This window comes from Stenotrophomonas maltophilia, from assembly GCF_003970865.1.
Taxonomy (GTDB): domain Bacteria; phylum Pseudomonadota; class Gammaproteobacteria; order Xanthomonadales; family Xanthomonadaceae; genus Stenotrophomonas; species Stenotrophomonas maltophilia_AR.
Genome location: NZ_RXLZ01000011.1, coordinates 28232 through 52772 on the forward strand (window position 1 = coordinate 28232; position 24541 = coordinate 52772).

At 67.4% G+C, this 24541-nt stretch carries 23 protein-coding genes; 18 read left to right on the forward strand and 5 right to left on the reverse strand.

The annotated features are described in order from the left end of the window. Nucleotides 1–113: 113 nt before the first annotated feature. The 4 genes from radA to EKL94_RS05475 all read left to right on the forward strand — a co-directional run bounded on the left by radA (nt 114) and on the right by EKL94_RS05475 (nt 6403). Nucleotides 114–1490: a DNA repair protein RadA gene (gene radA, locus EKL94_RS05460; protein ID WP_014646395.1), complete on the forward strand. Its 1377-nt coding sequence runs from the start codon at nt 114–116 to the stop codon at nt 1488–1490. A gap of 144 nt (nt 1491–1634) precedes the next feature. Next, a complete protein-coding gene (locus EKL94_RS05465) occupies nt 1635–3491 on the forward strand; it encodes an ATP-binding protein (protein ID WP_126928306.1) in 1857 nt (618 codons plus the stop codon). 48 nt (nt 3492–3539) lie between these two features. After that, complete coding sequence (locus EKL94_RS05470; RefSeq protein ID WP_126928307.1) at nt 3540–5846, forward strand: tetratricopeptide repeat protein; 2307 nt, start codon at nt 3540–3542, stop codon at nt 5844–5846. A 92-nt stretch (nt 5847–5938) separates the two neighbouring features. Beyond that, the gene (locus EKL94_RS05475) at nt 5939–6403 is read left to right on the forward strand and encodes a YqhG/Tai3 family protein (RefSeq protein ID WP_126928308.1); all 465 of its coding nucleotides are present in this window, start codon (nt 5939–5941) and stop codon (nt 6401–6403) included. 100 nt (nt 6404–6503) lie between these two features. On the opposite strand, the gene EKL94_RS05480 is transcribed toward EKL94_RS05475, so the two are convergent. Then, the gene (locus EKL94_RS05480; RefSeq protein WP_126928309.1) at nt 6504–7298 is read right to left on the reverse strand and encodes a cytochrome C assembly family protein; all 795 of its coding nucleotides are present in this window, start codon (nt 7296–7298) and stop codon (nt 6504–6506) included. A 122-nt stretch (nt 7299–7420) separates the two neighbouring features. Here EKL94_RS05480 and ffh point away from each other — a divergent pair, with 122 nt between their 5' ends. The 10 genes from ffh to EKL94_RS05530 all read left to right on the forward strand — a co-directional run bounded on the left by ffh (nt 7421) and on the right by EKL94_RS05530 (nt 14439). Further along, the gene (ffh, locus tag EKL94_RS05485; RefSeq protein WP_126928310.1) at nt 7421–8797 is read left to right on the forward strand and encodes a signal recognition particle protein; all 1377 of its coding nucleotides are present in this window, start codon (nt 7421–7423) and stop codon (nt 8795–8797) included. 91 nt (nt 8798–8888) lie between these two features. Further along, nucleotides 8889–9965: an NAD(P)H-dependent flavin oxidoreductase gene (locus tag EKL94_RS05490; RefSeq protein WP_126928311.1), complete on the forward strand. Its 1077-nt coding sequence runs from the start codon at nt 8889–8891 to the stop codon at nt 9963–9965. Continuing rightward, a complete protein-coding gene (locus tag EKL94_RS05495; RefSeq protein WP_126928312.1) occupies nt 9962–10744 on the forward strand; it encodes an aminotransferase class IV family protein in 783 nt (260 codons plus the stop codon). Before EKL94_RS05490 ends, EKL94_RS05495 begins: the two co-directional genes overlap by 4 nt. A 131-nt stretch (nt 10745–10875) precedes the next feature. Beyond that, nucleotides 10876–11136, forward strand: coding sequence for a 30S ribosomal protein S16 (gene rpsP, locus EKL94_RS05500; protein ID WP_005415733.1), 261 nt, complete (start codon nt 10876–10878; stop codon nt 11134–11136). Nucleotides 11137–11180: 44 nt separating this feature from the next. Further along, nucleotides 11181–11693, forward strand: a complete 513-nt coding sequence (gene rimM / locus EKL94_RS05505; RefSeq protein WP_010483256.1) for a ribosome maturation factor RimM — start codon at nt 11181–11183, stop codon at nt 11691–11693. An 8-nt stretch (nt 11694–11701) separates the two neighbouring features. Next, nucleotides 11702–12460 (forward strand): tRNA (guanosine(37)-N1)-methyltransferase TrmD, encoded by a 759-nt coding sequence (gene trmD / locus EKL94_RS05510; protein WP_126928313.1) that lies wholly within the window; start codon nt 11702–11704, stop codon nt 12458–12460. A gap of 153 nt (nt 12461–12613) precedes the next feature. After that, nucleotides 12614–13015, forward strand: a complete 402-nt coding sequence (gene rplS / locus EKL94_RS05515) for a 50S ribosomal protein L19 (protein ID WP_005408597.1) — start codon at nt 12614–12616, stop codon at nt 13013–13015. 82 nt (nt 13016–13097) lie between these two features. Beyond that, nucleotides 13098–13478, forward strand: coding sequence for a DUF6404 family protein (locus tag EKL94_RS05520; protein WP_126928314.1), 381 nt, complete (start codon nt 13098–13100; stop codon nt 13476–13478). An 80-nt stretch (nt 13479–13558) separates the two neighbouring features. Then, nucleotides 13559–13993 carry a DUF1801 domain-containing protein gene (locus EKL94_RS05525; RefSeq protein ID WP_126928315.1) on the forward strand — a complete coding sequence of 145 codons (435 nt, stop codon included), beginning with the start codon at nt 13559–13561 and terminating at the stop codon, nt 13991–13993. Between the two features lie 38 nt (nt 13994–14031). Continuing rightward, nucleotides 14032–14439 carry a DUF1801 domain-containing protein gene (locus EKL94_RS05530; protein ID WP_126928316.1) on the forward strand — a complete coding sequence of 136 codons (408 nt, stop codon included), beginning with the start codon at nt 14032–14034 and terminating at the stop codon, nt 14437–14439. 156 nt (nt 14440–14595) lie between these two features. Here the strand turns inward: EKL94_RS05530 and EKL94_RS05535 are convergent, their stop codons facing one another. Beyond that, a complete protein-coding gene (locus EKL94_RS05535) occupies nt 14596–16056 on the reverse strand; it encodes an MATE family efflux transporter (protein ID WP_126928317.1) in 1461 nt (486 codons plus the stop codon). Between the two features lie 62 nt (nt 16057–16118). Between EKL94_RS05535 and EKL94_RS05540 the strand changes: the two genes are divergently transcribed. Continuing rightward, entirely contained in the window at nt 16119–16358 is a 240-nt protein-coding gene (locus EKL94_RS05540; protein ID WP_126928318.1) for a hypothetical protein, read from the forward strand. Between the two features lie 9 nt (nt 16359–16367). After that, nucleotides 16368–16775 (forward strand): RNA-binding S4 domain-containing protein, encoded by a 408-nt coding sequence (locus tag EKL94_RS05545; RefSeq protein ID WP_043396656.1) that lies wholly within the window; start codon nt 16368–16370, stop codon nt 16773–16775. A gap of 38 nt (nt 16776–16813) precedes the next feature. Here the strand turns inward: EKL94_RS05545 and EKL94_RS05550 are convergent, their stop codons facing one another. The 3 genes from EKL94_RS05550 to mutS form a co-directional block, all read right to left on the reverse strand. Continuing rightward, nucleotides 16814–17416 (reverse strand): DUF937 domain-containing protein, encoded by a 603-nt coding sequence (locus EKL94_RS05550; RefSeq protein WP_111203359.1) that lies wholly within the window; start codon nt 17414–17416, stop codon nt 16814–16816. A gap of 108 nt (nt 17417–17524) precedes the next feature. After that, nucleotides 17525–19168 (reverse strand): catalase, encoded by a 1644-nt coding sequence (locus tag EKL94_RS05555; RefSeq protein WP_126928319.1) that lies wholly within the window; start codon nt 19166–19168, stop codon nt 17525–17527. 195 nt (nt 19169–19363) lie between these two features. Next, nucleotides 19364–21919 carry a DNA mismatch repair protein MutS gene (mutS, locus tag EKL94_RS05560; RefSeq protein ID WP_185829995.1) on the reverse strand — a complete coding sequence of 852 codons (2556 nt, stop codon included), beginning with the start codon at nt 21917–21919 and terminating at the stop codon, nt 19364–19366. 337 nt (nt 21920–22256) lie between these two features. Here mutS and EKL94_RS05565 point away from each other — a divergent pair, with 337 nt between their 5' ends. Next, on the forward strand, nt 22257–23534 hold the full coding sequence (locus tag EKL94_RS05565; protein WP_126928321.1) for an O-antigen ligase family protein: 1278 nt from the start codon (nt 22257–22259) through the stop codon (nt 23532–23534). Beyond that, a complete protein-coding gene (locus EKL94_RS05570) occupies nt 23534–24526 on the forward strand; it encodes a glycosyltransferase (RefSeq protein WP_126928322.1) in 993 nt (330 codons plus the stop codon). The genes EKL94_RS05565 and EKL94_RS05570 overlap by 1 nt, the downstream gene beginning before the upstream one ends. The last annotated feature ends 15 nt before the right edge of the window (nt 24527–24541 follow it).

The following is a 24541-nucleotide window of genomic DNA, read 5'->3' on the forward strand; positions in this document are numbered from 1 at the left end:
GCGCACGCCCGCGACAGCTATCGGCGCGGGCGGGCGGGACTTGAGCGGTCGCAGCACCTGCGACCCGGCTCGGCTATCCTGCCACGCCTGTTCCCGTTGCTGGAAATCATCCAATGGCAAAAGCCCGCACCGCCTACGTCTGCAATGAATGTGGCGCCGAATTCAGCAAGTGGCAGGGCCAGTGCACCGAGTGCAATGCCTGGAACTCGCTGTCGGAAATCGTGCTGGAGAGCGCAGCGGCGGCCAAGGCGCCGGCGTCGCGCCGGGCGGGCTGGGCCGGCAAGATCGATCCGCCGAAGATCACCGCGCTGAAGGATGTGGAGCAGACCGAGCACCGCCGGGTCTCGACCGGCATCGGCGAGTTCGACCGCGTGCTCGGCGGCGGCCTGGTCGAGGGCGCGGTGGTGCTGGTCGGTGGCGACCCTGGCATCGGCAAGTCGACCCTGCTGCTGCAGGCAGTGGCGAAGATGGCAGCCGAGCTGCCGGTGCTGTACGTCACCGGCGAAGAGTCGCTGGCGCAGGTGGCCGGCCGCGCGCATCGCCTGGAGTTGCCGCTGGATGGCGTCAATGCGCTGGCCGAGACCGGCGTCGAGTCGATCCTGCAGCACGCGTCCAAGGCCGGCCCGCGGCTGATCGTGGCCGACTCCGTGCAGACCCTGTGGACCGAGAGCCTGACCGCCGCGCCGGGCTCGGTCAGCCAGGTGCGCGAGAGCGCGGCGCGGCTGGTGCGCTTCGCCAAGGAGACCGGCACCGCCGTGTTCCTGGTCGGCCACGTGACCAAGGAGGGCGGCATCGCCGGCCCGCGCGTGCTGGAACACATGGTCGATGCGGTGCTGTATTTCGAAGGCGAGAGCGGCAGCCGCTTCCGCCTGCTGCGCGCGTTCAAGAACCGCTTCGGTGCGGTCAACGAACTGGGCGTGTTCGCGATGGGCGACAAGGGCCTGAAGGAGGTCTCCAATCCATCGGCGATCTTCCTGTCCGGTGGCAGCACCCATCAACCGGGCAGTTGCGTGATGGTCACCCGCGAGGGCACCCGGCCGCTGCTGGTGGAGGTGCAGGCACTGGTCGATGCATCTCCGCTGTCGAACCCGCGCCGTGTCGCGGTTGGCCTGGAGCAGAACCGGCTGGCGATGCTGCTGGCGGTGCTGCATCGCCACGGCGGCGTGCTGGTCGGCGATCAGGACGTGTTCGTCAACGTGGTCGGTGGCATCCGTGTGCAGGAGACCGCCGCCGATCTACCGGTGCTGCTGGCGGTGCTGTCCTCGCTGCAGGATCGGCCGCTGGCGGAGAAGACCATCGCCTTCGGCGAAGTCGGCCTGTCCGGCGAGATCCGTCCGGTGCCCAATGGCGAAGACCGCCTGCGCGAGGCCGCCACCCATGGCTTCAAGCGCGCCATCGTGCCCAAGGCCAATGCGCCCAAGGGTGGTTCGGTGAAGGGTATGGAAGTGATCGCGGTGGAGCGCCTGTCCGAGGCCATCGACGCGGCGTGATCGCGCCGGGCATGGCCCGGCGTCACCACCGCGCACGTGGAATACGGCGGCCGACACGGTAACGGTCAGCCTGCCTGTGCTAGTTTTTCCCGCTCGACGAAGGCGCCCTCTGGCGTCTTTCCGTGCCCAGGAGTAAACGATTACATGCAGGACACCGCGCTCACCGCCCCCAACGCCGAAATCCGTCGTGCCGGGGTCGATCTCAATGGACTGATGACGGTGCTGGGCAAGCACCTGTATTCCACCCCGGTGGTGGCGCTGCGTGAGCTGGTGCAGAACGCGCACGACTCGATCATCCGCCGCCGCATCGAACAGCCCGGCATCGAAGTGCCTTCGCGCATCTCGGTGCAGGTCGATGTCGGTGCCGGCGTGCTGCGCATCACCGATACCGGGGCTGGCCTGACCCGCCAGGAGATCCACGATTACCTGGCCACCGTCGGCGTCGGCTATACCCGTGGCCTGCGCCAGGGCGGCGAGGACGATGAGGGCCTGATCGGCATGTTCGGCCTCGGTTTCCTGTCTGCCTTCGTGCTGGCGCGCCGGGTGAGCGTGCGTACCACCTCGTACCAGACGCCGGACCTGGGCCATCTGTACGTATCCAGCAATGCCGAACAGTACACCGTCAGCGAAATGCCAGCGCGCACGGTTGGCACTGAGGTGGAGCTGGAACTGCATCCGGATTTCCTGCCGCTGGCCAACGAAGCGCGTCTGCATGAGGTGCTGGGCCGCTACTGTGCGCTGCTGTCCGAGCCGATCTTCATCGGTGCCGCGGCCGAAGCGCTCAACCCCGAGCCGCCGCCGTGGCGTGGGCAGGGTGATGTTGCCCTGCATCCGGTGCAGGCGCGCCGCCAGGCGCTGCAGTTCGCCGCGCGTTTCGAACATGATTTCGAGCCGATCGTCACCGTGCCGTTGCGTGCCGATGGCAGCAGCGATGCCACCGGCCTGTTGTGGGTGCAGGACGGCGCTACCTACGGCACCAGCGACAACCGCAACCTGTCGGTGTTCGTGCGCGGCATGCTGCTGGACGACGACGCGCGCGACCTGCTGCCGCCGTGGGCGGGTTTCATCGGCGGGGTGATCGAATCCTCGAGGCTGACGCCCACCGCCAGCCGCGAAGACCTGCAGCGCGATGACCAGTACCGCGCCGTGCAGCATGCGCTGCTGGAAGCGCTGATTGATGGCCTGGCCGACGTCGCGCGGCAGCAGCCGGAAGCCTGGCGACGTGTATTGAGCCGCCACAACGAGGCCCTGCTGGGTGCGGCACTGTGCGACGACCGCCTGTTCGACCTGCTGCTGGAACACGTACGCGTGCCGACCTCACAGGGCGACCTTCCGGCCAGCGCATTGCCCGCACGCGGTGCCGTGCACGTGATCCTCGACAACGGCGGCGGCTTCGAGGAAATGCTGTTCCGCGCGATGGGCGTGCCGGTCGCGCATGGCCATCGCTATGCCGTGGTGCCGTTCCTGCGTCGCTGGGCCCAGGCCAAGGGCCTGCGCCTGGTTGAACTGGGGACCGAGCAGGGCAACCGTGCGCTGTTCCGCAGCGATGACAGCCTCGACGAGGCGCAGCTGGCATGGCTGCGCGAGCAGCTGGGTGACGGCGAACAGTTGCTGCCGGCACGCTTCAGCCCCGAGTCGCTGCCGGTGGTGGTGGTGCCTGACCGCGAGGCCGAGCTGAAGCAGCGCCTGGAAGACGATGAGAACGACAAGCGCGTTTCGATGGCCGCGCTGCGCCTGGCGCGGCAGTTCACCGCACGCATCGAATCGCGCGCACCGTCGCGGCTCTATCTCAATCTCGACAACCCGGCAGTGCAGGCGCTGTTGCGCGCCCAGCGCGAGGGGCATCCACAGGCCGAAGCCGCAGCACGCCTGCTGCGCTCACTGAAGATCATCGTCGCCGCGCAGGGCCGTCCGTTGGCACGCGCGACGTCCACACCGGGCCCGGATCTCAACGGCGCCTTTACCGATATCGCCGGTGCCCTGCAGCAGATGCTGCGCTGAGCACCGCATCCTCTCATCCAGCCTTCGCTAGACAGGAGCACTTACCCCATGGACATCTGGAACTGGGTCGAAAAACTGCAGGGCGACCTGCGCCAGGCCGGCCAGGCGCAGAATGCGCACCTGCTGAACCGCCTCGCCGACGAGGTGAGCGAACTGCGTGTCGACCGCGTCGACGCGCTGCTGCCCGAAGCGCGTGCGCTGGGCAAGGCGCTGGACAACCCGTGGGTCGACGTCTACGTCGGCCACTGGGCGCTGCGCAACCGCGTGGGCAACCGCGTTGAAGGCGAGAGTGCGCTGGGCGAGGCCGTGGCGCTGTTCGAGCGTGCGCATCGCGAGGACACGCTGGAGTGCCCGCAGTCGATCTGCGTGACCCAGGATCTGGCCGCCTGCTACGGCAACATCGATGGCCCGGGCTGGGTGCCCGAGCGCGTCGAGGTGTGCGATGAAACACTGGGTCGCATCGATCCGAGCTGGGCCTGCTTCCAGTGCCTGAGCTGCGAAAAGGCCGATGCGCTGCTGGATGATGGTCGTGGGCAGGACGCGTTGGACTACCTGCAGGTGCAGTCGGATGCGATCGAAGCCTGTGGCAAGGAAGTGTTCGACAGCTTCCCGGAGATGCAGATCAAGATCCTGCTGGGCATGGGCCGCGCCGAAGAAGCGCTGGTGCTGATCGAGAAGCGCGAGGCCGAAGTGGTCGCGTCCGGCGAGTACGAGCCGGCCAACTGCACGGTGCCGCGCCGCCTGTCCAAGGCGTGGGCGCTGGCCCAGCTGGGCCGCGACGAAGAGGCCGTGCAGCAGCTGGTGCCGTGGAGCGAACTGACGCCTACCTACTGGCGGCTGTGGGCGAACACCGCCGCAGCGCTGTGCCGGCGCGATCCCGCACGCAATACCTGGGATCTGGGCACCCGCTTCAACACCATCATCGAACACTTTGCCGAGGTTGGCTCGCACCGCCTGCTGATCGAAGTCGCTGCGCTGAGCCTGGAGCTGGCCCTGCAGCGTGGCGCACGCTGGGTGGCGCTGCGCCAGCTGGAACTGGCGCGTACCCATCTGGCGCAGCTGCGCCAGGACCGTGGTGCGGCAGCGCTGGTCGCTGGCCTGGCCGCACGCATCGATGCATTGCCGGACGTTGCGCCGCTGCCGGTGCCGGCCAGCGAACTGCTGGTCTGGCTGCACGAGCAGGGGGAGCAGAGCCAGTCGCGCGATCCGGAGCGTGAGGCGCAGTGGTTGCTGCAGGCGCACGAACAGCTACCCGATGACGAGGCGCTGGCCGAGATGGCGGCCTCCGCCTTGAGCGCCTGTGGCGCACAGGCGGAAGCGCGGGCATTGCTGTGGCGCTTCGTGCGCGCGCACACGCAGGATGATGGTCCGGCCGCTTACACGCTGATGCGCTGGCTGACCGAGCAGGGCGACGACGAAGGCCTGCGTCAGCTGGCCGGGATCTACCGTGGCAGCGTGCCGGTGTTCGCGCACTGGTGCGATGTGCAGCGTGCCCGTCGCGTGTCCGACTGGCCGGCGCTGGAGCAGGCCGCGCAGGCGCTGCTGGCGGCATCGCCAGGTTCGCATGGTGCACGTGGCACGCTGGCGCGGATGTACATGGAAACCGGCCGCTTCAGCGAGGCGCAGGCCTGCTATGCGCAGCTGGTGGAGCTGCTGGAAGAACCGAATGCCGCGCATTGGGACCACATGAGTGCGGCCAGCGCGGCACGCGACTGGGATGCAGTGCGCCGCTCGGCGGCCGCGATCGGCATGGAGCTGTCCAGCCAGGAGGGCGTGGTCGAGGAGCCGTGGGGCTGGGTGATCATCCGCAGCGAAGAGAACGGCGAGCCGATGGAATACTACGCACGCCGCAGTGGCCCGGTGACCGCACGCATCGTCGAGAACGCGCCGGCCAACCGTGCGCAGCAGGTGGGCGACTGGGTGGTGTTCGATGCCGCACTGGTGCATCCGGCGCCGGAAGAGGAGGAAGCGCGCGAGCATTTCATCCCGACCTATGCGCAGGTGCATGTACTGGAGCGCGGTGGTTTTGCCCGCAGCTGGCTGATTGACGGCGCGCACCCCGGCGAAGAGGCCTGGAACGACTTCGTGGAAGCGGCTGAAGCGCAGGGCTGGAAGGTGTGGTCGCACAGCCGTGCGGACTACACCGTGACCGATCCGGATATGGAGGAGGGCACGCTGCCGGGCCTGCTGTTCACGGTCGCCCAGCCGCAGGACCATGCGCCGTTGGCGCTGCACCGTTTCCTGCAGCAGGAGACCGCGAAATGGCTGTATCCGCATTGCTGGCTGCGATTGGCCGAGGCCTGTGACCAGGATCGCCAGCCGCACCTGGATGTGATCGAGCGTTACGGGTTGTAAGCCCGGTATCGGGTCGTGCCGGCCGCTGGCCGGCGACGCCATGAGATGCTGTGTTGCCGGCCAGCGGCCGGCACTACCTCAAGGAGAAATAGATGCGAAAGACAGGGATGTTCGTGATCGCCGGGCTGCTGCTGGCCCCCACCGTGCAGGCTGCACCTGCCTGCCAGGAGCCTGCGGCTGTGGCCCGTGCCTTCTACGAGGCGACGACCGGCAACGGTGATCTGCTGGAGCCGCCGGCTGCGCTGGTCAGCCCGGCCTTCGGCAAGGCGTTGCGTGATGAGCGTGCCTGCCAGCAGCGCGAGGAAGGCATCTGCACGATCGATTCGGACCCGTGGCTGGATGCGCAGGACGGCGACATCGACAGTCCGGTGCGCTACAGCTGGAAAGAGGCCTCGGCGACCACCGGCCAGGTCGAGATGCGCTATTCGGTATGGAAGAAGGCCTACGTGACCCGGTTGCCGATGGTGCGTCAGGGACAGGGTTGCTGGCAGGTCGATGACATCCTCACCAACAGCGGCCGTTCGGTGCGGAAGATCCTGGCCCAGCCGGTGCCCTGATCGTCTGCGGCATCCACGCAGGGCGCGGCCCTGTTGCCGGCCGGCGGCCGGCACTACCGGGTGATGTTGGGGTGGATGCCGACCGTTGGTCGGCACGCCGCTATCGCGAATGCCCGAACACCAGTTCGATCACGAACTGGCTGCCGAAGAAGGCCAGCAGCAGCAACAGCATTGCCGCCAGCGTCCAGTGCACCGCCTTCATGCCCCGCCAGCCGTAGCGGCGGCGGCCGATCAGCAGCACGCCGAACACGATCCACGACAGCACGCTCAGCACGGTCTTGTGCACCAGCTTCTGTGCCAGCAGGTCGTCGACGAACAGCACGCCGGTGACCAGGGTCAGGGTCAGCAGCGCGAAGCCGACGGTGATCACCCGGAACAGCAGCGATTCCAGGTCGGCCAGCGGCGGCAGCGCCCGCAGCCACGGGCGGAACTCGCGGCGGCGCAGTGCGCGTTCCTGCAGCCACAGCATGATCGCCAGCAGCGCGGCGATGCTCAGCGTGGCGTAGGCCAACAGGGCCAGCCAGGCGTGGCTGGCCAGGCGCCAGCCCAGCACCTTGCTCGGTTCGTGGCCGTAGCTGTGGTAGGCCAGCAGCAGCGCCGCGGCCAGCGGGAACACCACCACGCCCAGTGCCGACATGCGTCCGCGCGCGCCGACCAGCGAGGTCAGCCAGGCCATGCCCAGGCCGACCAGCGACAGCGCGGCGAAGAAGTGCATGTCCGGCCCGCCGTTGGTGCGCATCGCCACCATCACGTGGTAGCCGCCGTGCAGCAGCATCGCCGGCAGGGCGGGCCACAGCCAGGCGGGGGAGCCGGTGCTTTCATCGCGGCCAAGCGCACGCACCAGCAGGGCGCTGGCGGCCAGGTAGAGCAGGGCGGCGATGAGAACGATTAACATCGTTGCAGTTTCGCATACCCCTGCGGTGGTGGCGACGGCCCCGTGGTCGCAGCCCGGGGAGGGGAGCGGACCCGTTATACTGTCTGCCTTATTGTCCCCCGCTTTCAGACAGGTTGCGCCGCATGTTCGAGTCCCTGACCCAGCGCCTTTCCGGCACCATCGAGCGCCTGCGTGGCCGCGGCCGCCTGACCGAGGAGAACATCCGCGAGGCGACCCGTGAGGTCCGCATCGCGCTGCTCGAAGCCGACGTTGCGCTGCCGGTGGTGCAGGCCCTGATCGAGCGCATCAAGGTGCGCGCGGTCGGCCAGGAAGTGCTGAAGTCGCTGACCCCGGGCCAGGCGCTGATCAAGGTCGTGCGCGACGAGCTGACCGCGGTGATGGGCGCCGAAGCCAGCGACCTGAACCTCAATGTGCCCGCGCCGGCCATCATCCTGATGGCGGGCCTGCAGGGCGCCGGCAAGACCACCACGGTGGGCAAGCTGGCCAAGCACCTGAAGGAAAAGCGCAAGAAGAAGGTGATGGTGGTCTCGGCCGACGTCTACCGTCCGGCCGCGATCGAGCAGCTGAAGACCCTGGCCGAGCAGGTCGGCGTGCTGTTCTTCCCGTCCACTGCCGACCAGAAGCCGGAAGCCATCGTCCGCGCCGCCATCGACGATGCACGCAAGTCGTTCGTCGACGTGCTGCTGGTCGATACCGCCGGCCGCCTGGCCATCGACGAAGCGATGATGGCCGAGATCAAGGCCCTGCACGCTGCGGTGAATCCGGCCGAAACCCTGTTCGTGGTCGACGCCATGACCGGCCAGGACGCGGCCAACACTGCCAAGGCCTTCGGCGACGCCCTGCCGCTGACCGGCGTGGTGCTGACCAAGACCGACGGTGACGCCCGTGGCGGTGCCGCGCTGAGCGTGCGCTACATCACTGGCAAGCCGATCAAGTTCGTCGGTGTCAGCGAAAAGCCGGAAGGCCTGGATGTGTTCCATCCGGACCGTATCGCCAGCCGCATCCTCGACATGGGCGACGTGCTGTCGCTGGTCGAGCAGGTCGAGCAGCAGGTCGACAAGGACAAGGCGGCCAAGCTGGCCGAGAAGGTCGCCAAGGGCAAGAAGTTCGACCTGAACGACATGCGTGACCAGCTTGAGCAGATGCAGAACATGGGCGGCATCGGCGGCCTGATGGACAAGCTGCCGGGCCTGGGCAACATCCCCGACCATCTGAAGCAGCAGGTCAGCCAGGGCAAGGAAGTACCGCGCATGATCGCCATCATCAGCTCGATGACCAAGAAGGAACGGCGCAACCCGAACCTGCTGAACGGCTCGCGCCGCGCGCGCATCGCCAAGGGCTCGGGCGTGACCCCGGCCGACGTCAACAAGCTGATGAAGCAGTACATGCAGATGGAAAAGATGATGAGCAAGATGGCCGGCGGTGGCATGAAGGGCATGATGCGCAGCATGAAGGGCATGATGGGTGCCATGGGCGGCCGCGGCATGCCGTTCCGTTGATGCAGCGACGGGGCCGGCGCGCATCGCGATCCGGCCCCGGTCACAATGACTGGCGTATGCTGGGCGGCGACTTCTCCAACAGGTATGTCGCGTGAACGCATCGCCGATTCTTGAACGCGCCGACACCTTCTGTCGGCGTTTTTCATTGCAGCTTCCGATCCTGCTGGCACCGATGGCCGGTGCCTGTCCGGTGCCGCTGTCGGCTGCGTTGGCCAATGCCGGCAGCATGGGGGCAATGGGCGCGGTGCTGTCGTCGTCGGCCGATATCGGTCGCTGGATGGAGGACTTCCGCGCGACCTCCACCGGCCCGGCACAGGTGAACCTGTGGGTGCCTGATCCGGTGCCGGCCCGTGACGTTGCCGCCGAGGCCGCCAGCCGCGCCTTCCTGGCGCAGTGGGGCCCGGACGTGCCGGCCAGCGCTGCCGATGCAACGCCCGCCGACTTCGAAGAACAGTTCGCCGCGTTGCTGGCCGCACGCCCGGCGGTGGCCTCGACCATCATGGGCGTGCTGCTGCCGCGCCACGTGCAGCAGTTGAAGGATGCCGGCATTGCCTGGATCGCCTGTGCGACCACGCTGTCCGAAGCGCGTGCCGCACAGGACGCGGGTGCCGATGCCGTGGTGGCGCAGGGCGTGGAGGCCGGTGGCCATCGCGGTGCGTTCGATCCGGCGATGGCCGAGCGCCAACTGGTCGGCCTGTTCGCGCTGCTGCCGCGCCTGGCCGATCACCTGCAGATTCCAGTGATTGCCGCCGGCGGTATCGCCGATGGCCGTGGCATCGCTGCCGCACTCACCTTGGGCGCGAGCGCCGTGCAGATCGGCACCGCCTTCCTGCGCACGCCCGAAGCGGCGATCGCCTCGGCGTGGGCCGATGGGCTGGCCGCCAGCGAACCCGAAGACACCTGGCCGACCCGTGCTTTCAGCGGTCGCCTGGGCCGTGGCCTGGCGACACCCTATGTGCGCGCCGCCGCTGCGGAAGGCGCCCCGGCGCCACGCCCGTACCCGGTGCAGCGCGGGCTGACCGCGCCGATGCGCAAGCAGGCCGTGCAGGAAAACCGCCTGGCCGCGACGCAGGCCTGGGCCGGGCAGTCGGCGTGGATGGCGCCGGCACAGCCGGCCGCCGACGTGCTGCGCGGCATGTGGGAACAGGCGCAGGCACTGCTGCGATGACGCTGACCTGCAACGGCCTGCCGGCACAGGTGGAGGATCTGCTGCCAGCGCTGGTGAACTACGGCCACTTCACTTCGCTGCAGGTGCGCGACCACGCCGTGCAGGGACTGGACCTGCATCTGGCGCGGTTGTCGCAGGCCACGCGCGAACTGTTCGGCAGCGAGCTGGATACGGCGCAGGTGCAGGCGTGGATGACGCAGGCGCTGCGGCAGGCCAGCCTCGCCGACGCATCGCTGCGGGTGACGGTGTACTCGCGCCGCTTCGATTTCCGCAATCCGCTGGTTGCCGTGCCGGTGGACGTGCTGGTGGCGGTGTCCGCGCCGGTGGCGCTGACCGCCTCCAAGCGTGTGCGCAGCGTGGCCTGGCAGCGTGAACTGCCGCAGATCAAGCATGTGGGCACCTTCGGCCTGTTCGCCGAGCGTCGCGCGGCGATGGCGGAAGGATTCGACGATGTGCTGTTCGTGACCGCCGAGGGCGACGTGAGTGAAGGCAGTACCTGGAACCTGGCCGTGCACGATGGTGAACGGCTGCTCTGGCCGCAGGCGCCGGCCCTGCGCGGGACCGCCGAGACGCTGCTGAAGCAGCATTGGCCCGGCGCACAGCTGACGCGGCCGTTGGCACTGGCTGAACTGGACAGTGTGAAGGCCGCTTTTGCCTGCAACGCCAGCGGCCTGTGGGCGCTGGCGGCCATTGACGGGCATGTCCTGCCCGGCTCGCAGGCACTGGCTGAACAGGGCAGGGCGGTGCTGGCGGCGGTGGCTTGGGACGGTCTGGGGTGAAAAGTCCCGGCGGGCATGGCCCTGCGCTACCGTGAAGATGGATACAGCCCGGGGTTGGCGCGGCCGGGCTCTGCCGCTATAATCGCCCGCTTACCTCGCCATCCTGGCGACTGGGCAATAGGAAAAACACCATGGTCAAGATTCGACTGACCCGCGGCGGCGCCAAGAAGCGTCCGTTCTACCACATCATCGTGACCGACGTGCGCAGCGCGCGCGACGGCCGCAACATCGAGCGCGTTGGCTTCTACAACCCGGTCGCCCAGGGCGCCGAGAAGCGCATCGAGCTGGATCTGGCCCGCGTTGACCATTGGGTCAAGAACGGCGCCCAGCCGACCGACAAGGTCCGCAACCTGATCAAGGAAGCGACCAAGTCCCAGGCCGCTGCGGCCTGATCCTGACGGGCCACGCTTCGGCGTGGCCCTCTTGGTTGAAGCAGATGAAAGATATCGAGCGCCGCATCCTGCTGGGCAGGGTTGTCGGCGCTTTTGGTGTGCGCGGCGAGATCAAGCTCGAGTCCTGGACCGAGCCACGTTCCGCCATTTTCCGTTACCAGCCGTGGATCGTGCGCAGCCCGTCCGGCGTGGAAACCACGATTGAAGGTGTGCGTGGCCGTGATAGCGGCAAGCACCTGGTCGCCCGTTTCCCCGGCGTCGAGGACCGCGATACCGTTGAAGCGATGCACGGCACCGAGATCTACGTGGCCCGTAGTGCATTGCCGCCGCCGAAGCCCGATGAGTATTACTGGGTGGACCTGGAAGGCCTGGATGTGAAGACCACCGAGGGCGTTGCCCTGGGCCAGGTCTCGCACCTGTTCAGCACCGGCGCCAACGACGTGGTGGTGGTCCGGGGTGACCGCGAGCGGATGATCCCGTTCGTGCAGCCGGACTTCGTCAAGTCGGTCGACTTCGAGGCCAACCTGGTCGTGGTCGACTGGGATCCCGAGTTCTGAGTGTGAGCATGCGTTTCGACGTCATCACCCTGTTCCCCGAGTTCCTCGCCCAGTCCGCTGGATTGGGCGTGGTCGGGCGCGCGCAGGAGAAGGGGTTGTTCAGCCTGCATGGCTGGAATCCCCGTGATTACGCCGAAGGCAACTACCGCCGGGTGGACGACCGTCCGTTCGGTGGTGGCCCGGGCATGGTGATGCTGATCGAGCCGTTGCAGGCCTGCCTGCAGGCGATCCGCGATGCTGATCCGACCCCGGCACGGGTGATCTACCTCAGCCCGCAGGGGGCGCCGTTGACCCAGGCCAAGGTGCGGGAACTGGCGGCATTGCCGCGCATGGTCCTGCTTTGCGGCCGCTACGAGGGCATCGACGAGCGTTTCCTGGAGGCCAATGTCGACGAGGAAATCTCCCTCGGCGACTACGTGCTGTCCGGTGGCGAGCTGGGTGCGGCGGTCATCATCGACGCCGTGGCCCGCCTGCAGGACGGTGCCCTGAATGACGCGGAATCGGCGGCGCAGGACAGCTTCGAGGGCGACCTCGGCCTGCTCGACTGCCCGCACTACAGCCAGCCGGCCCAGCACCCGCTGGGTGACGTGCCGGACGTGCTGCGCTCGGGCAACCACGCGGCCATCGCGGCCTGGCGCCGCCAGCAGTCGCTGGTCCGTACCGCCCAGCGGCGCCCGGACCTGCTGGATGAACAGGCGCTGGGCAAGGCCGACCGCACGCTGCTGGAACAGGGCCGTCAGGCCCGGAAACACAAGGCCAGCCCCTAGCGCAGGGCTGGCTTTATCGGCTATCATGGCCAATTCCGCCAGCCTCGGCCGGCGCGCGCAGTACCCAAAACAAACGTGCAGCACAGTCCCGTGACTGCATGAGCCTACGTTGTCGACACGACACGCCCACCCGAACAAGAATCGGTGTAACCCATGAGCAAGCTGAACAAGTCCATCGTCGCGGAATTCGAATCCGCCCAGATCACCCGTGAACTGCCGAAGTTCAGCCAGGGCGACACCGTTGTCGTCAACGTGAAGGTGAAGGAAGGCAGCCGCGAGCGCGTGCAGGCCTACGAAGGCGTTGTCATCGCCACCAAGAATGCCGGCCTGAACTCCTCGTTCACCGTCCGCAAGATCTCGCACGGCTACGGCGTCGAGCGCGTGTTCCAGACCCACAGCGCCATCATCGACTCGGTCGAAGTGAAGCGTCGTGGTAAGGTCCGCGCCGGTAAGCTGTACTACCTGCGTGGCCTGGAAGGCAAGGCTGCCCGCATCAAGGAAGACCTGGCTGCCGCTGCTGCCGCCAAGGCTGCCCGTCTGGCCGAAAAGGCCTGATAAACAACTTCGGTTGTTGCCGCGACGGCCACCTTCGGGTGGCCGTTTGCGTTTCCGGCATCGCATCGGCCACGATCAGCTGATGAACGACATCAACCCGCGCTATCCCGCTGTCATCCAGTCGGCGTTGCGCTTCCTCGACGGCAAGGGGCTGGCACGCGTGCAATCGGCGCCGTTGCTGCATCGCCTGCTGTGGCGCGTGGGCATCGCACTGCCACCGCCGATCCTGGCCGGCTTCGGGATCAACGCGCTGGTGCAGGGCCTGTTGTTCGGGTTGTTCTGGACCGCGCTGATGTGGCTGATGCTGTGGCAGGGCAGTGAGCGGCCGTTGGCGCTGTTGCTGGTGGCCGGGCTGTTGGCTGGTGCGCTGTTCGGCATGGTGATGGCGGCGCTGATGCGCTCGCTGCGCCGGCACCGCAAGCTGCCGGACTGGCGGCAGTTCCGGGCGCGGCAGGCGGACTGAGCCGATGGCGCACCGCGCCGTGACCTCCAGGCGCGCGTCGCGCTAGGCTGCCTGCATCATCCCGATGGACGTGCCGTGCGATGCCTGCCAAGCGAACCGCACCTTCTGCCGCGCCCACGCTGTTGTCCGGCGGCAACCCACAGATCGCCAAGGGCGAGGGCGATGCCCCGGTGCAGGCCTATATCGCCGCCATGCCGGACTGGAAGCGGCCGATCGGCGCACAACTGGACGCACTGATCGAACAGGCCGTACCCGGGGTGCACAAGGCGGTGAAGTGGAACTCGCCGATGTATGCGGTGGCGCCGGGCGAAGGCTGGTTTCTCAGCTTTCATTGCTTCACCCGCTACATCAAGGTGGCGTTCTTCCGCGGCGCTGCGCTGAAGCCGGTGCCGCCAGAGCCATCCAAGAGTGCCGATACGCGCTACCTGCACATTGCACAGGATGGCGTACTGGATGAAGCCCGGTTCCTTGACTGGGTGCGCCAGGCCGCGGCATTGCCCGGCGAACACATGTAAGCCCGCTGTTCTGATCTCCTTGCCGACGAGAGCTGCTGATGGCCACGCATGCACCGAACCCTGCCGATGCCGGAACCCCGGCCGCTGAACTGATCGATGCGCGCATCGCCGAGCTGGGCGACTGGCGTGGCGAAGTGCTGGCACGCGTGCGTGCGTTGATCCATGAAGCGCTGCCGGACGTGCAGGAAACCTGGAAGTGGCGTGGTACGCCGGTGTGGGAGCACAACGGCATCCTGTGCACCGGCGAAACCTACAAGCAGGCGGTGAAACTGACCTTCGCCAACGGGGCGGCGCTGGCCGACCCCAAAGGCCTGTTCAACGCCAGCCTGGAGGGCAACACGCGGCGCGCGATCGACATCCATGAAGGTGCGATGCCCGATTCCGCAGCGTTGAAGGCACTGCTGCGCGCGGCGGCGACGTTCAACGCGGCGAAGAAGAAACGGTAGAGCCGGCCGCTGGCCGGCTGTTGCGCGGTGCTTCCGCAGAGGCATGAAGTTGCCGGCCAGCGGCCGGCACTACCACAGGCCCATGAAGTTGCCGGCCAGCGGCCGGCACTACCGTGGCGTTCACCGGTCCATGAGGTTGCCGGCCAGCGGCCGGCACTACCGTGGCGGTGCGGCATCCGGGTCGGCCACCGGCGACGGCGGACAGGCCGGAATCTCCGACGGCGTGGCCAGTTCTTCGGCGTGCGAGGGCTTGCCCATCATCTTCGCCTTGCGCCAGCCGCCCCAGCGGTAATACGCCAGCGACAGCAGCATCGACACCAGCGAACTGACCGGGAAGCTCCACCAGATCGCATCGGCGCCCCAGTACGGCTGCAGCAGTTCGGCGAACGGCACGCGCACGCCCCACAGCGAGCCGGCCAGGATCAGCAACGGCGGAATCACCGCGCCGGTGGAGCGCACCACGCCGGAGATCACGAAGCTGACGCCGAAGAACAGGAACGAGCCGATCACCACGTGGTTGAGGTGGCGGGCGATGTCCAGCGCCTGGCTGGCCGGTGGCAGGAACAGCGCCAGCAGCTGCCGGTCGAACAGCACCAGCGGCAGGATCAGCGCGCCGGTCAGCAGGAAATTGAACAGCACACCCTGGCGCGCAGTGCCGCGCACGCGGTCCCAGCGCTGCGCACCGACGTTCTGCGCGGCCATCGACGAGCACGCCGCACCGATCGCCATCGCCGGCATCTGCAGGTAGTTCCACAGCTGCAGGGCAGCCCCGTAACCCGCGCCGGTGTCGGTGCCGTACTGGTTGACCATGGTCATCAGCAGGATCACCGACAGCGAGATCAGCACCATCTGCAGGCCCATCGGTACGCCCTTGATCACCAGCGCCTTGAGGATGGTCATGTCGAGCTTGAACAGGCGCATGTCGGCGCGGCCTAGCCACAGGGTGTGGCGCTTGTGCCGCATGTACAGCAGCAGGCCGGCCAGCGAGAGCGTCTGCGCGACCAGTGTGGCCCAGGCCGAGCCGGCAATGCCCAGCGCGGGGAACGGCCCCATGCCGAAGATCAGCACCGGGTTCAGCACGATGTCCAGCGCCACCGACACCATCAGGAAACGGAACGGCGTGCGCGAGTCACCGGCACCGCGCAGCGCGGCGGTGAGGAAAGCGAACGCGTACAGCGTCGGCATCGCCAGGAAGATGATCTGCAGGTAGGCCTCGGCCAGCGGCAGCGAGGCGGCCGGCGTGCCCATCGCCGCCAGCAGGGGATGGGCCATGAACCAGCCGGCGATGGCGATGATCACCGACAGGCCGATGAAGAAGGTGGCGCTGGTGCCGACCACGCGCCGCGCCTGCGCGATGTCGCGCGCGCCGATCGCCTGGCCGATCAGGATGGTCGAGGCCATGCCGAAGCCGAACACCGAGCCGATCAGGAAGAACATGATGTTGTTGGCGTTCGCGGTGGCGGTCAGTGCCGCCTCGCCGAGGAAGCGCCCGACCCAGACCGCATTCACCGAACCGTTCAGCGACTGCGCGATGTTGCCTGCCAGGATAGGCAGTGAAAACAGCAGAAGATTGCGGCCGATCGGGCCGGAGGTCAGGTCAAGCGGCGCTTTGGCCATGGAGTGGTGATCGAATCCCGGGAGGCGCACACTAGCACCAAGCCGGTTTGCAGGATGTGGCAATGCATCAACGACTGCAGGTGAAATGGAGCATGGCGCTGGCCTTGATCGGCGCCGCACTGGCCGCATGTTCGACAGGTGACCGGTTGGGCGATACCCAGGTGCGGCCAACCGACCGCCCCGAGTGCCTGGTCGGCAGCCAGCGCCAGGATCTTTCCGCCGGCGTACCTACCCTGATCGGGGGCAGCGGCTGCCGCACCGACCCCGACAACCCGCGTCCCCTGAACAAGCGAACGGAGTAGTCCCTGTCGATGACCGAGCTTTCCCCGCTGTCGCCCAGTGTCCGCCTGGACATCTGGCTGTGGGCGGCCCGTTTCTTCAAGACCCGCAGCCTGGCCAAGCAGGCCATCGAAACCGGCAAGGTCAGCGTCGCCGGGCAGCGCCCGAAATCCTCACGCGCGGTGCGCGTTGGCGAGCAGCTGCAGGTCGATCGAGGCGAGGAGCATTTCGAGATCCGGGTGCTTGGCCTGAGCGACCAGCGCGGGCCGGCGCCGACAGCACAGCAGCTGTATGCCGAGAGCGAGGCCTCAAAGGCGCGCCGTGCCGAACAGCGTGCGCTGCGCATCGCCGCACGCGATGGGTTCCAGCCGCCGGAGCACAAGCCGGACAAGCGCGCGCGGCGCTTGATCCGCGCGCTGGGCGATATCGACGCGTTGTAAGCAACCGGGCGCCGGACCGGGTCCGGCGCCCGCATGCCTCAGCGCTTGCCGCCCAGCAGGCTGCCGCCGATCTTCAGCAGATCGCCCACACCGAGCTGGCCGTCACCGTCCTGGTCCAGCAGGCTGCCGAGCAGGCCACCGGCAAGACCGCCCTGTTGCTGCACCTGCTGCTTCTCCTGGCCGAGCGCCTGGCTGAGCGAGCCGGCATCGGCCTGGCCGCCACCGAGGCGCTGGGCGAGGAAGGCCATCACGATGGGGGCAAGGATCTGCAGCAGCTGGCTGGTGCGGCCGCTGTCGAGCTGGGTGGCCTGGGACAGGCCGGTTTCCACCTTCTGCTGGCTGCCGCCGAAGATGTGGCCGAGGATGCCGGCGCCGTCGCTGGCGGCACCACCGCCACCACCGCCCAGTACCGAACCGAGCACGCTGCCCAGGTCCAGCCCACTGTGGTTGTTCTGCAATGCGCCGAGCAGCGCCTGCGCGCCCTGCGGCTGCGAGGCGTTGTTGCCCAGCGCGCCCATCAGCACCGGCAGCGCGGCACTGATCGCACCGGAAGCCTGGGTATCGCTGATGCCGAGCTGCTGCGACACCTGCTGCAGCGGGGCGCCCTGCAGTTTGGCGAGAAGTTCATCGGTCAGGCTCATCTGCGGATTCCTTGATTTGGGTTGGGCGTGCAGAAGGTACGACGCGGACCGTTAAAACGGCGACGCCGCCTCACAGGGAGGCGGCGTGCCGTACACGGGGGAGGGCGATCAGAGCTCGATGTCCTCGGCGCCCGGCGTCGCGGTGGGGAAGTCCGCTTCCGGCTGGGCCGGCTTGAACGGGTCCGACGGCTGGCTGGCCAGCGCCTTCAGCGCCGCGGCAATGCCGGCACCGTAGGCCGGGTCGGCCTTGCTGCAGTTGTCGATGTGGCGCTGCTTGATGAAGTCCGGCGCATCACCCAGGGCGCGGGCGGTGTTGGCGAACAGACGGTCCTTCTGTGCCTGGTTGTAGCTGCGGAACAGGGCGCCGGGCTGGCTGAAGTAGTCGGCGTCGTCCTCACGGAAGTTCCAGAAGTCGGCGTCGCCGCGGATCTTCATCGGCGGCTCGCGGTACTGCGGCTGTTCCTGCCACTGGCCGTAGCTGTTCGGCTCGTAGTGCGGCAGGCCACCGTAGTTGCCGTCCACGCGCATCGCACCGTCGCGGTGGTTGCTGTGCACCGGGCAGCGCGCTGCGTTAACCGGAATCTGGTGGTGGTTCACGCCCAGGCGGTAGCGCTGCGCATCGGAATAGGCGAACAGGCGTGCCTGCAGCATCTTGTCCGGCGACGGGCCGATGCCCGGCACCAGGTTGCTCGGCGCGAACGCAGACTGCTCAACGTCCTGGTACCAGTTGACCGGATTGCGGTTCAGTTCGAACTGGCCCACTTCGATCAGCGGGTAGTCGCTCTTCGGCCACACCTTGGTCAGGTCGAACGGATGCACGCGGTAGGTTTCCGCCTCCAGCTCCGGCATGACCTGGATGAACAGCTTCCACTTCGGGAAGTCGCCCTTCTCGATTGCGGCGAACAGGTCGCGGCCGTGGCTTTCGCGGTCATGGCCGACCAGGATCTGCGCTTGCGCGTCGGTCAGCGATTCGATGCCCTGCTGGCTGACGAAGTGGAACTTCACCCAGAAGCGTTCGCCGTCGGCGTTGGTGAAGCTGTAGGTGTGCGAGCCGAAACCGTGCATGTGGCGGAAGCTGCGCGGAATGCCGCGGTCGCTCATCACCACGGTCACCTGCATCAGGGCTTCGGGCAGCAGCGTCCAGAAATCCCAGTTGTTGCGCGCGCTGCGCAGGTTGGTATGCGGGTCGCGCTTGACCGCCTTGTTGAGGTCGCCGAACTTGCGCGGGTCGCGCAGGAAGAACACCGGCGTGTTGTTGCCGACCAGGTCCCAGTTGCCTTCCTCGGTGTAGAACTTCAGCGCGAAGCCGCGGATGTCACGCTCGGCGTCGGCGGCGCCACGCTCGCCGGCCACCGTGGTGAAGCGGGCGAACATCTCGGTCTGCTTGCCGATTTTTTCGAACAGCTTGGCGCGGGTGTACTTGCTGATGTCGTGGGTGACGGTGAAGGTGCCGTAGGCGCCCGAACCCTTGGCGTGCATGCGGCGTTCGGGAATGATCTCGCGGTTGAAGTTGGCCAGCTTCTCCAGCAGCCACACGTCTTCCATCAGCAGCGGCCCACGCGGACCGGCGGTCTTGCTGTTCTGGTTGTCCACCACCGGCGCGCCGAAGGCCGTGGTCATCGGCGTGACCGGATCGTCGCCATGCTTCTGCTTGGGCGTGGTGCTCAGCTCGCGCTGCTGCTCGGCGCCCTGCTCCGGCGACGGGGCGGTGTGATACGGGCACTTGGCGTTGTTGTTGTCGGACTGGCTCATCGGCTGGCTCCTGGTGGCGGTGAAGACGTGGGAGAAACATCTTCACTCGACTTTAGCTATGGCCAGATGAAATGAATAATCGAATGATTCATTCAGGTTGATAGATTCTGTCAATTGAAACGCAGAATCGGATTTGCAGAGTCTTTCAACGGGCCTCCCGCAAGGTGGGCGGGAGGCCATGGGCGTGCGCTGCGGCTACAGCAGCGCCTTCAACCGGTACAGGGCTTCCAGCGCCTGCTTCGGGGTCAGTTCGTCCGGGTCGATCGCCGCCAGCGCTTCCTGCGCCTTGCTGGCCGGTGCGCTGAACAGGCCGAACTGCTGCGGCGCATCCAGTGCCTGCGGCGCCAGCTCGGCGGCATGGCTTTCACCGCCACGCCGCTCCAGCTCGGCCAGGCGACGGCGTGCCTGCGCTACGGTGGCGCGCGGCAGGCCGGCCAGTGCCGCCACCTGCAGGCCGAAGCTGCGGTTGGCCGGGCCATCCTTCACCGCGTGCATGAACACCAGCGCCTCACCGTGCTCGACCGCGTCCAGGTGCACGTTGGCGATGCCGCTGCGGCCGCCCTCGTACTGCTCGTCGGCCAGCGCGGTCAGCTCGAAGTAGTGGGTGGCGAACAGCGTGTAGCAACGGTTCTGGTAGGCCAGGTGGCGGGCCACCGCGTCGGCCAGAGCCAGGCCATCGTAGGTGGACGTGCCGCGGCCGATCTCGTCCATCAGCACCAGCGAATGGGCGGTGGCGTGATGCAGGATGTAGCTGGTCTCGGCCATTTCGACCATGAAGGTCGACTGCCCGCGGGCGAGGTCGTCACCGGCGCCGATGCGGGTCAGGATGCGGTCGATCGGGCCGATCAGTGCACGGCTGGCCGGCACGAAGCTGCCGATGTGGGCCAGCAGCACGATCAGCGCGTTCTGCCGCATGTAGGTCGATTTACCGCCCATGTTCGGGCCGGTGATGACCAGCATGCGACGGTCCGGATGCAGGTCCAGGTCGTTCGGTTCGAACGGCTGCTCGCGTACCGCCTCGACCACCGGATGGCGGCCACGCTCGATCTTCAGGCACGGCTCGGCCTGCAGTTCCGGGCGCGCCCAGTCCAGCGCCTGCGCGCGTTCGGCGAAGGCCGCCAGTACGTCCAGTTCGCTCAGCGCGGCAGCACACTGCTTCAGCGGTTCCAGCTGCCCGCCAAGGGTATCCAGCAGCTGCTCGTACAGGTACTTCTCGCGCGACAGCGAGCGGTCGCGCGCGGACAGCACCTTGTCCTCGAACGCCTTCAGTTCCTCGGTGATGTAGCGCTCGGCATTGGTCAGCGTCTGGCGGCGGGTGTAGTGCACCGGCGCGCGGTCGGACTGGCCCTTGCTGATCTCGATGTAGTAGCCATGCACGCGGTTGTAGCCCACCTTCAGGGTGGCAATGCCGCTGCTTTCGCGCTCGCGCTGTTCCAGGTCGACCAGGAACTGGTCGGCATGGGTGGACAGGCGGCGCAACTCGTCCAGCTCTTCATCGAAGCCATCGGCCAGCACGCCGCCGTCGCTCAGCTTCAGCGGCGGCATCTCGGCGATGGCGCTGGCCAGCAGCTGCGCGCACTCGTCGTGTTCGCCCAGCGCCGCATGCAGGGCCTGCAGGCGTGGTGAATCCAGCGGGGCCAGCACTTCGCGCACCGCCGGCAGCAGGCCCAGGCCATCGCGCAGAGTGGAGAAATCGCGCGGCCGCGCCGAACGCAGTGCGACGCGGGTGAGAATGCGTTCCAGGTCACCGAGGCGGCGGAACTGTTCGCGGATGTCGGCGTCGCTGCCGCGATCGATCAGGGTTTCCACCGCGTGGTGGCGCTGCACCAGCACCTCGCGCAGGCGCAGTGGGCGGTGCAGCCAGCGCCGCAACAGGCGGCCGCCCATCGGTGTCACCGTGCTGTCGAGCACGCCCAGCAGCGTATTGCGGGTGTCGCCATCAACACGCGTATCCAGTTCCAGATGGCGGCGGGTGGCGGCGTTCATCGCGATCGCCTCGCCGGCGGTTTCCATCGCGATCGAAGTCAGGTGCGGCAGGCGTTGCTTCTGGGTTTCCTCGACATAGCCGAGCAGGGCGCCGGCGGCAGCGGTGGCGCGCGGCTTGTCGTCGATGCCGAAGCCGCTCAGATCGTGCAGTTTGAAGAAGTTCAGCAATTGCCGGCGGCCACTGTCGGCATCGAACAGCCACGGCGCGCGGCGACGCACGCCGGTGCGCTGGCGCAGGAACTCCGGCCAGTTCTCCTCGTCGGGCACCAGCAGCTCGGCCGGTTCCAGGCGGGCCAGCTCTGCTTCCAGGGCGTCGTCGGTTTCCACTTCGTTGACCAGGAATCGGCCACCGGCCAGGTCGGCCCAGGCCAGGCCGTAGCCCTGCTTGCTGCGCGACAGGGCCATCAGCAGGGTGTCGCGGCGTTCATCCAGCAGCGCCTCGTCGGTGACGGTGCCGGGGGTGACAATGCGCACCACCTTGCGCTCGACCAGGCCCTTGGCCAGCGCCGGGTCGCCGATCTGTTCGCAGATCGCCACCGACTCGCCCAGCGCCACCAACCGCGCCAGGTAGCCTTCATAGGCATGTACCGGCACGCCGGCCATCGGGATCGGTGCGCCCCCGGAGCTGCCGCGCTGGGTCAGGGTGATGTCGAGCAGGCGCGCCGCCTTGCGGGCGTCGTCATAGAACAGTTCGTAGAAGTCACCCATGCGGAAGAACAGCAGCAGGTCCGGGTAATCGGACTTGGCCGCGAAGAACTGCTTCATCAGCGGGGTGTGTTCCTTGGACGCCTTGGCGTTGCTGGTGTTGTCTTTTGTATCAGTCACTTGGGGCGTTTCGCGTCTTGGCAGGGCGTCGGGGCGTGGCCACGCGCAGGCATGGCCGGAGAGGTCGTTAGTGTAGCGACCTGGGGCGGTCGATGATCCGCGGCACCCGCGCTGGGCCCGGGGCTGTCCGTGCGCCAACGCCTGCGCCCCTGCGCGGGCACTTTGGTTGATTTCCCCAGGGGCCCACGGTAGTGTCAGCCCCGGCGATTTCCGCCAAGCGGCCTCCATGGAAACCGGGGCGACTTATCCCGGGCGGGCGTTGATGGAAAGAACAAGCATGACTGCAGCCTGCATGGCCGCCGAACCTCGTTACACCTGGCGTACCGTCCTGCTGAGCATCCTGGTCGCCATCATTCCGCTTGCCGGATCCGCACCCTACACCCTGCTGAAGGCGGTGCTGCTGCTGGCTCTGCTGGTCACCGGCGTGGTTCTGATCCGCCGCCAGCCCGATGTCCGCCTGCGCTACCGCATCGCCCGGTTCATCGTGATCGTCTGCTTCCTGCGCCTGGCCTATGCTTTCTACAGCATCCTCTGGCATGGGCTGCGCTGGAACGAGCTGGACCTGCCGGCACAGACACTGCTCTACCTGGGTACCGCTGCCGTGTTCGCCACTGCGCTGGACTGGCGCCTGATCTGGAAGATCTTCGCCCTGTCCACCCTGGTCTTCGGCGGGTCGTGCATCGTGCAGCACCACGTGATGGGCCTTGAACGCGCGCACGGTTTCAGCGGCGGCGAATGGACGGCCATCGAGTTCACCATGGTGACGCTGTGCATGGCGCTGTTCTCGGTCATCCGGTTGATCCAGCCCAATGTCCATCCGGCCGAACGCTGGCTGCACGGCGTGGCCATCGCCGTCGGCGTCTACGGTTCGATCCTGGCGCAGAGCCGCGGGCCGATCCTGGCGTTCATTCCCGCCATGTTGATGGTGATTGCGGTGCACGTCCGGCGCACCCGGCGCTGGCGGGGGGCACTGGCCTTCGTCGGTGCCCTGGTCATTGGCGTGGTCGGCGCCACCTCGGTGCTGAACCATGAGGTGATCCAGCGCTTCGGTGAGGTCAGTGGCGAGATCTCCGGTTTCAACCAGGAAAACGAGGTCGGCTCGGTCCGCGAGCGCATCGCCATGTGGGGCGTGGCGGTCGACGCCTTCGCCGAGCATCCCGTGGCGGGGGTGGGCCTGAACCAGTTCGGTACCTATGCACGTGAGGGCATCGCCCGCGGCGAGGTGTCCGAGTCGATCTTCCGCTACAACCACCCGCACAACGAGTACCTGGAAGCGGCGGTGACCGGTGGCGTGCCGTTGCTGCTGATCATGCTGCTGGTCTTCATCCTGCCCGGCATTCATTTCGTGCGGCGCCTCGGCCACGCCGACGACATCACCGCGATGATCGCCACCGCCGGACTTGCCGTGGTCATCGTCTATGCGCTTTCGGCGTTCACGGACAACGTGTTCTACCGGGCGATGCCGCATTCGTTCTATTTCTACCTGGTGCTGGGCTTCATGCTGGCGACCGCCTTGCCGGCGCGCGATCTGCATCGGCCAGGGAGTCCGTCCTGATGGCGCATATCCATCTGCTGGCCGCCGACAACCAGCGTGGCCTGTCCCATGACATCCAGGTGATCGAGCGCTCGTTGCAGCAGCTCGGGCACACGGTGACGGTCAGTCGCCTGGACGCGGTGCGCAATGGGGGTGCCTGGAAACTGCGCGGGATGCGCCTGCGCAGACTGCTGGCCTCGTGGCTGAGCCTGGGGCGCACGCCGGCCCGGTTCGACATCAACATTTCGCTGGAACATGTCCGGCCGGCAAGCTTCGGACTGGCCGAGGTCAATCTTCTGATTCCGAATCCGGAATGGGTGTCCGCACGCAGCCTGCGGATCCTGCCGCGGTTCGATGCGTTGCTGACCAAGACCGAAGAAGCCACGCGCATCTTCAACGCGCTGGGCATGCGCGCGCTGGAAGTCGGTTTCTGCAGCCGTGACCGCTACGACCCGGCGGTGCCGCGCAGGTCGCGCAGCTTCCTGCATGCGGCCGGTACCAGCCGCATGAAGGGGACGGCTGCACTCGTCAATGTCTGGAAGCGGCACCCTGAATGGCCCTTGCTGACCATCCTGCGCGGCGGCCCTTCGGACGAAGATGAGGGCGGTGCCGCGAACCTGCGGATCGTCCGCGAGCGGCTGCCCGACCAGGAGGTGCAGCGCCTGCAGAACGAACATGCGTTCCACCTGTGCCTGTCGCAGACCGAAGGCTGGGGCCATTACCTGGTGGAAGCGATGAGCTGCGGGGCGGTGGTGATCACCTGCGACGGCGCGCCGATGAATCAGATGATCGACGACAGCCGCGGCATCCTGGTTGCCGCGCACGAGGGCGAGCCCTGCCATCTGTCCAGGACCTGGCATGTGGATGAGAAGGCGCTGGAACAGGCCGTCGAGCGCGCGCTGGCGATGGATGAGGCCGAGTGGACCCAGCTGGGCACCAATGCACGCGCATGGCACCTGGCCAGCGAAGTGGCGTTCCCGCGCCGTCTGGGCGAGGCCCTGGCCAAGCTCTGAGCGGATGGGGTCTGG